Origin of the sequence: Campylobacter sp. B0100352/1, from assembly GCF_020135855.1 — a bacterium.
Classification (GTDB): Bacteria; Campylobacterota; Campylobacteria; order Campylobacterales; family Campylobacteraceae; genus Campylobacter_D; species Campylobacter_D taeniopygiae.
In genome coordinates, this window is sequence record NZ_JACHTP010000078.1 from 1 (window position 1) to 912 (window position 912).

The following is a 912-nucleotide window of genomic DNA, read 5'->3' on the forward strand; positions in this document are numbered from 1 at the left end:
CTTGCACAACCTTTTTTATAAGCATCTATTTCTTGATCAAATTTCCATCTGCTTTCAGGAGTAGAATTCTTTAATTTACCGTCACTAACTACATATGACAATGTTTTCATTACCTTATTATCAATATCATAAATAAAATTATACTCGTTTGGATCTATAATCCATTCTGTAGAGATTAATTCATCTAAAAAAGGAAGCATACCATATTTATCATAGGGAGGATGTTTGGCAAAGTTTTTGATAATTTGTTGTTTTAAAGGGTTTTCATATATTTCAATTGAACGATAGTATAAAGCTTCTAAAGCATCTTTATCTCCTAATTGTACTCCAAGCCAAAGAGCTTGAAAGCCTCTTGATTTTAACCCTGCACTGCTAAGCTCTATGGCCGCATTATAAAAAGCTTTTTTATTACCTAATATACCTAAACAAAGCTGATATTCTCCTGCAATTAAATCAGAGGCTAGAGTACCCGACTTATCTCCAAAAGCCGCATAAGCTCCATGTTTAAAAGCATCTTCATAAAGTTTTTTACTACTGTCTTTAAGCTGAGCAAAATGAAACCTACCATCAAATACTGTATATTTTATTATAATGGAATAAGCATATAAACCCCAATAAGCATCTCCTAAGTCATACTTGTCTATAAGCTCATTATAGATTCTTATACTTCTATAAGTAGAATCTGCAAATTCTTGAATTAAACTTTCCAATAAAGCTTTATTATCTTCATCTTGATATAATTCATTCACAATGGATATAAAATAATCTTTTGAATATCCAAGTTCTGCTAAAACAAGTCCTGCCTTATAATCTTTACCTTGTTCATAAGCATAACTTAAATTCTTAATAGCTTTGTGAAAAAGATCATATCCTTTATAACCTAATCTACTAGCTTCTTTATAATCTTTTACT

At 29.8% G+C, this 912-nt stretch carries 1 pseudogene; it reads right to left on the reverse strand.

The features are described from left to right. Window positions 1–912, reverse strand: a pseudogene (locus tag H2279_RS08595) (hypothetical protein); the annotation flags it as partial.